Origin of the sequence: Methyloligella solikamskensis, from assembly GCF_042676065.1 — a bacterium.
Taxonomy (GTDB): Bacteria; Pseudomonadota; Alphaproteobacteria; order Rhizobiales; family Methyloligellaceae; genus Methyloligella; species Methyloligella solikamskensis.
On the sequence record NZ_JBHTJO010000001.1, the window covers coordinates 1,993,773 to 2,002,341 of the forward strand.

General features: G+C 61.9%; 11 protein-coding genes and 1 tRNA gene. 5 read left to right on the forward strand and 7 right to left on the reverse strand.

Going from position 1 to position 8,569, the window contains the following annotated elements; all coding sequences use genetic code 11:
- Positions 1 to 3 precede the first annotated feature (3 nt).
- Both ACFQ2F_RS09720 and ACFQ2F_RS09725 read right to left on the reverse strand, forming a co-directional pair.
- A complete protein-coding gene (locus ACFQ2F_RS09720) occupies positions 4 to 702 on the reverse strand; it encodes a transglycosylase domain-containing protein (RefSeq protein WP_379089215.1) in 699 nt (232 codons plus the stop codon).
- An 18-nt stretch (positions 703 to 720) separates the two neighbouring features.
- Complete coding sequence (locus tag ACFQ2F_RS09725; RefSeq protein ID WP_379089218.1) at positions 721 to 1,755, reverse strand: YihY/virulence factor BrkB family protein; 1,035 nt, start codon at positions 1,753 to 1,755, stop codon at positions 721 to 723.
- A gap of 191 nt (positions 1,756 to 1,946) precedes the next feature.
- Between ACFQ2F_RS09725 and ACFQ2F_RS09730 the strand changes: the two genes are divergently transcribed.
- From ACFQ2F_RS09730 to ACFQ2F_RS09750, 5 genes are all read left to right on the forward strand, one after another.
- Positions 1,947 to 2,036: transfer RNA gene (locus ACFQ2F_RS09730), tRNA-Ser, on the forward strand.
- Between the two features lie 20 nt (positions 2,037 to 2,056).
- Complete coding sequence (locus tag ACFQ2F_RS09735) at positions 2,057 to 2,707, forward strand: SDR family oxidoreductase (RefSeq protein WP_379089224.1); 651 nt, start codon at positions 2,057 to 2,059, stop codon at positions 2,705 to 2,707.
- A gap of 174 nt (positions 2,708 to 2,881) precedes the next feature.
- Positions 2,882 to 3,766 carry an OmpA family protein gene (locus ACFQ2F_RS09740; RefSeq protein ID WP_379089228.1) on the forward strand — a complete coding sequence of 295 codons (885 nt, stop codon included), beginning with the start codon at positions 2,882 to 2,884 and terminating at the stop codon, positions 3,764 to 3,766.
- Positions 3,767 to 3,868: 102 nt separating this feature from the next.
- Positions 3,869 to 4,405, forward strand: a complete 537-nt coding sequence (locus ACFQ2F_RS09745; RefSeq protein ID WP_379089231.1) for an AAA family ATPase — start codon at positions 3,869 to 3,871, stop codon at positions 4,403 to 4,405.
- Positions 4,406 to 4,468: 63 nt separating this feature from the next.
- On the forward strand, positions 4,469 to 4,825 hold the full coding sequence (locus ACFQ2F_RS09750; RefSeq protein ID WP_379090667.1) for a YbaN family protein: 357 nt from the start codon (positions 4,469 to 4,471) through the stop codon (positions 4,823 to 4,825).
- 59 nt (positions 4,826 to 4,884) lie between these two features.
- Here ACFQ2F_RS09750 and ACFQ2F_RS09755 read toward each other — a convergent pair whose 3' ends face one another.
- The 5 genes from ACFQ2F_RS09755 to ACFQ2F_RS09775 form a co-directional block, all read right to left on the reverse strand.
- Positions 4,885 to 5,313 carry a DUF4168 domain-containing protein gene (locus ACFQ2F_RS09755; RefSeq protein ID WP_379089234.1) on the reverse strand — a complete coding sequence of 143 codons (429 nt, stop codon included), beginning with the start codon at positions 5,311 to 5,313 and terminating at the stop codon, positions 4,885 to 4,887.
- A 266-nt stretch (positions 5,314 to 5,579) separates the two neighbouring features.
- Positions 5,580 to 5,939 (reverse strand): hypothetical protein, encoded by a 360-nt coding sequence (locus ACFQ2F_RS09760; RefSeq protein ID WP_379089237.1) that lies wholly within the window; start codon positions 5,937 to 5,939, stop codon positions 5,580 to 5,582.
- 57 nt (positions 5,940 to 5,996) lie between these two features.
- On the reverse strand, positions 5,997 to 6,209 hold the full coding sequence (locus ACFQ2F_RS09765) for a hypothetical protein (RefSeq protein WP_379089240.1): 213 nt from the start codon (positions 6,207 to 6,209) through the stop codon (positions 5,997 to 5,999).
- Positions 6,206 to 7,369, reverse strand: a complete 1,164-nt coding sequence (locus ACFQ2F_RS09770; RefSeq protein ID WP_379089243.1) for a PepSY-associated TM helix domain-containing protein — start codon at positions 7,367 to 7,369, stop codon at positions 6,206 to 6,208. Before ACFQ2F_RS09770 ends, ACFQ2F_RS09765 begins: the two co-directional genes overlap by 4 nt.
- Positions 7,370 to 7,622: 253 nt before the next feature.
- On the reverse strand, positions 7,623 to 8,569 hold a 947-nt coding region (locus ACFQ2F_RS09775), incomplete at its 5' end, for a TonB-dependent siderophore receptor (protein WP_379089246.1).

Consider the following 8,569-nt stretch of genomic DNA (forward strand, 5'->3'; position numbering starts at 1 on the left):
ATCCTACTCTGAGGGCTCGCTTGGCACTTCGGGGGCTGGCGGCTCCTGGCAGCCTTCCAACCAGACATCGCCGTTGCCGTTTGGCTTGCAAGCCCCCGAAACGAGTCTCGAAATCCGCTGAACCCGTTCGTTCAAATCCGGATCGTCGCTGCCAAGCCGATACTTGCTGGGCGCTATCAGCACCGCGACGAGACTGAGGAACTCGTCATCGCTAAGCTCGCTCGGCGGCCGGTCATAGATCACGTTGCTTGCCCGGTGGAAGCCCGTGATCCATCCGTCAGGCCCCTGACCCATCTCCAACGTGTCGAGCCAGAGCGCTAGGATCTGCGATTTGCTGAGCTCGCTCTCGAGCCCTAGCGCGTAGCCGGTCTGTCGGATTTTTCCGATCCCGGGCCTGAACTGGTCGAAGGCAAGCCGTTTCGCGGCAGACTGGGTGATCGTCGTAATGCCTGCGCCGGGCGTGCTCATATCGACGCCGGAATGGTGTGCGAATCCCGGATCTTCAACCAGCAGCAGCTGCTGAAGCCGATCATCTCCGAGCGATTGCCCGCCGCGATCTTGAGCGATCAGCGTGTTTGCCCGCTCCTTCAAAGCTTCCGCATCGCTCACGGCATCGACGTAGCCAAGCACCCCATACCCTATGCCCGCCATAATGAGGACGATGAGAAACAGGACGGCAAATTTGAGAATCTTGAAGGTCAAAGTCACTCACTAAGCGTGCTATTGCTGCAAGCCCGCGTGGGGGTTGAAGGGACGCTTCGCGCCGCTCGCCCCGCCGGCCACATGATCGGCCACGAAGGCGCCGCGCTGGCCCATGGGCTTGGGTTCGCCCACCGTCGTGTCCTCGGCGGTCTGGAGCTCCAGCTCGGCATTTATCTCCGCGCCGAGCAGCACGATGTAGAACGAGAGATACAGCCAAAACAGCAAAATGATCACGGCGCCGAGCGAGCCGTAGATGCGGCCGTAATTGGCGAAGTTCGCGACATAGAGCGAGAAGCCGCCGGATGCGATCAGCCAGACGCAGGTGGCGAAGACGGAGCCCACGGTCACCCAATGCCAGTTGGGCGGATTGCGGCACGGTCCGTAGCGGTAGAGCAGCGCCAGAATCAGCAAGGTGGTCACGGCCAGGAACGGCCAGCGGGCCATACGAACGACCTTCTCGAAGAGGTCGGAGAAGCCTAGAAACTCCACCCAGTTCGGCACGTAGATGATGGCGAGCAGCATGAGCAGGCCGCCCAGGATGCCCACTACCGCGAAGACCGAGGCGCCGAAATAATATTGCAGAAGGCTGCGCTTCTCCTCCTCCTCATAGGCGATGTTCAGGGCGGCGAACATGGCCTGGGCGGCGAGGTTCGTACTCCAGAACGCAATCCCGAGGCTGAGGGCCAGGCTATAGCCGAGGGATTGGCCGGAAGCTGTCGCTAGGCGGTGGATCTGCTCCTCCACCATGACATAGGCCTCCTTAGGGAGAAGCGCGTCCAGCACGCCGAAATGCTGCTCGACCGTGGCGGGGCTTGCCATCAGCCCGTAAAGCGAGATCAGTCCTGAGAGTGCCGGGAAGATGGCGAAGAGCGCATAGAACGCGCAGCCGGCCGAGACGATGGAAAGATTGTCCCGGCCCGATTCCCGCCAGACCCGGTGGATGATCTGGATCCACCCGATGAGCGGGATCTGACTTGGCACACGCGCCTTGCGGCCATAGACGTCTTCCGGCTCGGGCGCCTCGTCTTCTGCGGTGGCAGTCTCGGTGCTCATGATGGGCGTCGATTCAGACCGCGTGCGGCCGTCATCCGGTTGCTTGGTCGATTCCGGCCATAATGGTCAGTTTTGCGCACACCCCGCCAGCAAAATGGCGTGCTCGTCCCCGGCTGAAGCCATGATCTTCGGAGTTTGTCGCTGCAAGCCCTTGACGGTGAACCGGCGGGGCGCTTTCTCTCTCGCCTTGAGGATGGGTGGCCGAGCGGTTGAAGGCACCGGTCTTGAAAACCGGCAGGCGTGCAAGCGTCTCGTGGGTTCGAATCCCACCCCATCCGCCAATCGAGCGCTGGAGAGTGACATGAGCAAAGTCTTCATCGTCGGCGGCGCCGGCAAGGTCGCCCGGCCACTCGCCAAGATGCTCGCCGAAGGGGGGCATGAGCCCCTCTCCCTTTATCGGAAGCCCGAGCAGCGCGAAGAGCTGGAAGCGCTCGGCGCCACGCCGGTCATGGGCGATCTGGCCGAGCTTTCCGAGAGCGAGCTGGCGGAGCTCATGAAAGGTAGCGATGCCGTGATCTTCAGCGCGGGCGCCGGGGGCGTCGGCATGGAGGTCACCAACGCCATCGACGGGCGCGGCCTGGAGAAGTCTGTCGAGGCAGCGAAGCTCGCCGGGATCGACCGGTTTCTGCTCGTCTCGGCCTTTCCCGAGGCCGGCCGCGGCAAGGAGCCCAAGGAAGGGTTCGAGAACTATATTCGAGTGAAGAAGCTGGCCGACGCCTATCTCGTCGCGAGCGGTCTCGACTATGTGATCCTGCGTCCGGGCACGCTGACCAACGATCCGGGCTCGGGCAAGGTGAAGGCGGATCTCGCTATTCCTTATGGCACCGTGCCGCGGGAAGACGTCGCCGGGGTCCTGGCCGAGTTGATCGATAGCCCCCAGGTCAGCCGGACCATCGTTGAGCTGACCGAAGGCGATACGCCGATCCCTGAGGCGATCTCGAAGCTTCCCTGACGAAGAAATCCTCCGCAGGCGGAGTATTTTGCCTGCCCGGGACCATGCCGCCACATTTTCGGCCAGCTCCTCCGGACATCCTACGCGTGTTCGAAGCTGCGGACTTCAACTTCGGGGCTGGCGCTTTCCGCATGATTCGCCGCCGGCCGGATTCGATCCGACTGGGGGCAGCCCATGCGACTTCTTTTTTCCTTCTTCCTCGTTCTCTTCGCCTTTACCGGTCCCGCGTTCTCGCAGGATGTCGAGGGGGCGAGCGACTATCCCGATATCGGCCGCTACGAAGGCACCAAGATCACCCGCTTCGAGCGCATCGAGTACGACACCCAGCGCATGCTGGTGGATGCGGAGAACAACGAGTTTGTCGATTACGAGGGCGAGGTCACCCACATCGTCTACGACGTGCCGGAAGGGACCTCCATGCTCCAGATCCGGCGGAGCTTCGAGGAGAAGCTGAAGGACGCCGGTTACGAGATCATCGTGAGCTGCCGCGAGATGGAATGCGGCGGGTCCAACCTCGGCGCGCTTCGGGCGACAGCCTGGAAAATGCTGCTCAACACCCAATACGAGATCGTCACGGCGGTGAAGGAGAGCGATGCCGGGACGGTGCGCGTCCAGATCCTCGTGACCCCGAAATGGATCAACATGAACGTGGTGGAGAACACCGCATTCGAGAACAAGATGATCGATGCCTCGGCGGTGCAGAAGGAGCTCGCCGCCCAAGGCAAGATGGCCTTCTACGACATCCATTTCGACACGGACAGCGCCATACTGAAGTCGGACAGCGACGAGACGATCGGACTGATCGCAGAGGTGATCAAGGCGGATCCCAACCTGAAGATCGTCGTGGTGGGCCACACCGATAATGACGGCAGCCTCGACTACAATATCGACCTCTCGCGGGCTCGGGCGAAAGCTGTCGCCGACCGGCTGATCCAGGCTCACGGCATCGCGGCCGATAAGGTGAATTCCGCCGGGGTCGCGTTCCTCGCACCGGTCACCACCAACAGCACGGCGGAAGGCCGGGCGCTCAACCGGCGGGTCGAGATCGTGGTCCGCTAGCGGGCGTGACTTAAATAGATAAGAGGGCGCCTGGACTTCGATGAGCCCGGGCGCCGCTCCCCGCCGACACGTGTCTCTCTCCATATCGCATCCCAGCTTGTGATGAATCGTTTCGTCGTCATTTCCGGCTGCTCGGGCGGCGGTAAGTCCACCCTGCTTGCCGCGCTTCAGGCCCGCGGCTACCGGACCGTGGAGGAGCCAGGCCGGCGGATCGTCGAAGACGAGACGGCACGGGGCGGCACCGCCCTGCCCTGGGAGGACAGCGTCGCATTCGCTCGGCGCGCGATCGCCATGGCGCAGGAGGATCTAGAGCGGGCCTCCGGCTGGCAGGGCTGGGTGTTCTTCGACCGCGGCCTGGTGGATGCGGCCAGCTATCTGCAGACGCTGACCGGCGAGGAGGCGTTGAGCCGGTGGTGTTCGACCAAGGACTATTACGGCCAGGTCTTCCTCACCCCGCCCTGGCCGGAGATCTACGCTCAGGATGATGCTCGGCGCCATGACCTCGATATGGCGGTGGCGGAATACGAGCGGTTGCTTCAGGACTATCCCGCCCTCGGCTACGAGACGGTTCTTCTTCCCAAAGACAGCATTGCCGCACGGGCGGAATTCATCCTCGCGTCGCTCGTCCTTGAGGCGTAAGCATCGCTTTTTGCCACAAACCGGACGGAGGCTCCCGTGGCAAAGGGCGAAAAGCGTGAGGCGATGCGGCGGAACGCATTCCGTCTGCTTGGGCTGATCTTCGTCGGGATCGGCGCCATTGGTGTCGTCTTGCCGGTTCTGCCGACCACGCCGTTTCTGATCATCGCGGCGGCCTGCTTCACCCGCTCATCGCCGCGGCTTGAGCAATGGCTGCTCGATCATTCCCATTTCGGCCCCCTGCTCCGGGACTGGCGTGAACGAGGTGCGATCCCGAGACGGGCCAAGGTTCTTGCGGTCGCGGGAATGAGCGCGGGCTTCGCCGCCTTCTATTACTTCAGCCACCCGGGATGGGTGCTGATGGGGAGCGTGCTGGTGCTGATGGGCGTCGGCGCGGGCTATGTCCTCACGCGGCCCGACTGAGCCACAAGAGGCCGGAGCGGCGCCAAGCGGGGTCGCCGGGCGCCGCCCAAGAAAAGTCCTTACTGGAACTTCTGCTGTTTCTTCTGGATGCGTTGGGCCAGCTGCTGATCCTGGCGGGCCGTGGCAGCGATCCTGTTGTAGGTCTCAAGATCGAGATTGGCCTCATTGATCGCCTGGATCATCTGCTTCTCGGCCGTCTGTTGGATCTGCATGGCCTCATTCTTGTCGCCGGCTTCACGCGCCTGGGCGCCGTATTTCATGTAGATCTTGCCCACGGCCACGGAGGCTTCGGCGAAGTTGTCGAGCTTCTGCTCGTCGATCTCGCCTTTGATGGGCTCGACTTGGGTCTTCTCGGGCGGCGGAGCGCTCTCTTGCGCGACGGCCGGCATGGCAATGAGCCCGCCCATGGCGGTCAGGGCCGTCATGCCGGCGATCAGCTTCATGCGCGTGGTGGTCAGGGTCTCGGTCCGTGTGTTGGGAGTCGTCATGACTTTCCCTCCTTTTCGGTCCTTTGGTTCAGCGGCACCCATCGAAGAGCGCCTCCTCTCCCAAGCATGTTGAGACAAGCCTGTTGGGAGCAGACAGGGGGACGGACGGCTCGCGCGCGCAAGAGTTCCAAAGAAACGCGTTCCATAGAAATGCGTCTCTAAAGCACGTGCAAGGACGCTTCCGATCCGGCCCTTCAAGCTGGTCCTTCCGACGGCAACCCGAAAAATCTGGGAGTAACGGGTCAGGCGAAACCCTGCGAAAGGCCCTACTCGAGATGCCCAGGCGCAAAGAGCGCATAGGTGAAGAGCAGGCCCAGCACGGTATGGATCGCCGCTCCGCCGCGGATCAGCGAGTCCGTAACGTTCATGGAAATGTAGATCAAAATAAGGGCGGCAATGACATTGTAGAACCACAGTCCGTAGGCGGTTCCCAGCCCCAAGGGCGTATCGAGCCGGTTATTCATGATGAGGGCGGCGAGGCCCAGCACCACCGTCACGATGCCGAGCAAGGTGGCCTGCTCCCGGGTGACGCCGCTAACGGTCACGCCACGCGCGACCATGACCAGGACGCTTATGCCGAAGACGAACTCGAAGCCGCCCGAGATAATCATCAGTGTGCGTAGCATTCCCCTGCCCTCATCCAGGATTCGTCAGGCGCGGAAAGGCGCCAGAACGCGGCCCTGTCAGTTGCGCCCTTGCGTGGGGCGCGGCCCCCAAATCATCCAGACCGTGACGATCACCGGAATTCCGAGGCTGGCCCACGAGACCGCGTCCCAGACGCCATCGCCCACCAGGGCAGCGATCAACCCGATGAGACTCAGGATACCGATCACCGTCGGAAGAAAGAAGATCTCCCCGAGAGTTTTCGTGCCCGTTCTTTTCGTGCGACGGGTCATTCGGCAGCCTGAGGTGCGGGGCCGGAGTCCGTCATGCGCTCGATCTCGGCGACGCGGGTTTCCGCGCTGACCTTCCGCTTGGCAAGCCACAGATAGATGCCGCTTCCAAGCACGATGATGGTGAGGATATCGAGAAGCGCCCAGACGATCTTAAGGGGCATGCCGCCATAGTCCCCGAAATGAAGTGGCTGGGACACGAGCAGCGCGGTGACGTACCAGGGCGGATTTTCGATATCCGTCACCTCGCCGGACTTCGCATCCACCAGAGCGGGCTTGAGAATGCGCGATGTCAGCGGCGTGTTGCCCTTCAGGAAGACGCCGTAGTGATGAGTGCTGGAGAACCCTGTGCCGGGATAGGCCACGAAGGAGGGCTGCATCTCCGGCTCGGCCGCGAGCGCCGCATCGATCGCCTTCTGCACCGAACCGATCTCTTCGTAAGGCGCCAACCCTTCATACGGCTTCACCATGGATGCCAGCTGATCCTGGCGCCACGCCATGAAGATCAGATCGGCCCAGGTGTTGATCACGCCGGTGCCGCCCACGACCAGGGCCCATGCGATGGTGACGGCTCCCATGAGATTGTGGAGATCGAGCCACTTGATACGGGCCGATTTCTCCTTCCGCACGGTCCCGAAATCGAGCCGCTTCATGAAGGGGGCATAGATCACGACCCCGGAGATAATAGCGACGACGAAGAGCAGCCCCATGGCACCGAGGAACAGGAGTCCCGGCAGGCCGACGAACAGGTCCGTGTGCAGCCGGAAGATGAAGAACATGATGGAGTTCTGGAAGTCGTTCTCGCCCAGAATCTTGCCGGTCCGGCTGTCGCCCACCAGCAGCCGCATGCCGTCGCGCGTGGCGTCTGGCTTCTCGGCCATGGTGACAAAAACCTGACCGGCATGATCGTCGTCCCAGCTTAGGAAAATGGGCGACTGGCCCGGGATTTCCGCCTTCGCGGCTTCCACGACCTTGTCCACCGAGCCCTCCGGTGTGCCGGCGGGCATCTCTGGTGCGTGGATGGTCTTGCCCAGAGCATCGTCGATCTCGTGATAGAAGATGAGCGGAAGCCCCGTGATGCAGAGCAGCAGCAGGAAGATCATGCTGACGAGGCTGGTCCATTTATGGATCCACACCCATGTCTTCATCGTCTTTGCCGTCATGCCGCCTCTTCAGTCTCTTGGAGTTTGCCGCCTAGCGCCTGCCGAATCCCTGTTTAAGGGCCGGCCGCGCAATGTTGAATGTCATAGTCAAATTAAACGGCTTCGGCCGTCCTTGACCAGCCCCAAGATCAGGTTCGGTCGGGTCAGCTTGCCGCGGAAGGCGCAACGCCGGGGATCTCAGTCCCCGGCGTTGCATAGTCTCTAAAGTCCAAGGCGTTTCCCTAAGAAGGCGCTTCCTAAGACAGTGCGGCCCCTAGAACTTGTAGGTGATGTTGCCCAGCACCGTCCGCCCCTCGCCGAGGAAGCAGTCGCCGCGCGCCAAGCAGGTTGTGACGTAGCGCTCGTCACCCAGATTGGTAGCGTTGATCTGATAGCGCCAATGCTCGGTGTCGTAGCTGAGCATGCCGTCGAACAGAGTGTAGGACGGCGTCTTCAGACTGTCCGCGCCGTCCCATGATGTGCCGACATAGCGCACGCCGCCGCCGACCGCGAAGCCAGAGACGCCGAACGCCGAGAAACGGTAGGTCGCCCAGAGCGATGCCTGGTTCTGCGGGACGGTTTCGACCCGGAAGCCAGCACGGTCTCCAGCGGTATATTCGGCATCCGTGTAAGCATAACCGGCAATCACATCGAGATCGTCGTGGAGCGTGAAGATCGTCTCGATCTCGCCGCCCTTGAACTTCGCCTCGCCGATCTGGATCTGGTTGAACGGATTGTTCGGGTCGGATGCCTGCAGGTTGCTCTGAGTAGTGTCGTAGAGCGAACCGTTCACGACGATCGGCTTGCCCGGCACCTGGTATTTGAAGCCGACCTCATACTGCTCGCCTTCCAGCGGATCGAAGGCTTGGCCGTAGAAATTGGTGCCGAAGATCGGATCGAAGGATTGCATGTAGCTGAAATACGGTGTCAGCCCATTGGCGAACTCGTACATGATGCCTGCACGATAGGTCGTGGCGTTCACGTCCTGGTCCGGAGAGCCTTCGGACGAACTCGTCACCTCGTCATTGCGGATGCCCAGCACGGCGATCCAGTTACCGAGCTTGATTTGATCCTGAGCATAGAAGCCGAGCTGCTCCGTTCCCGTCTCGGGAAGGTCAACCGCGATCGGCGGAATAAAGGGCAGGCCGTAATTCGGATCGTATAGGTCGAACGGGGCCGCAACGAAGCCGCTGCCCTGACGACTATTCTCCTTGAAGCGGG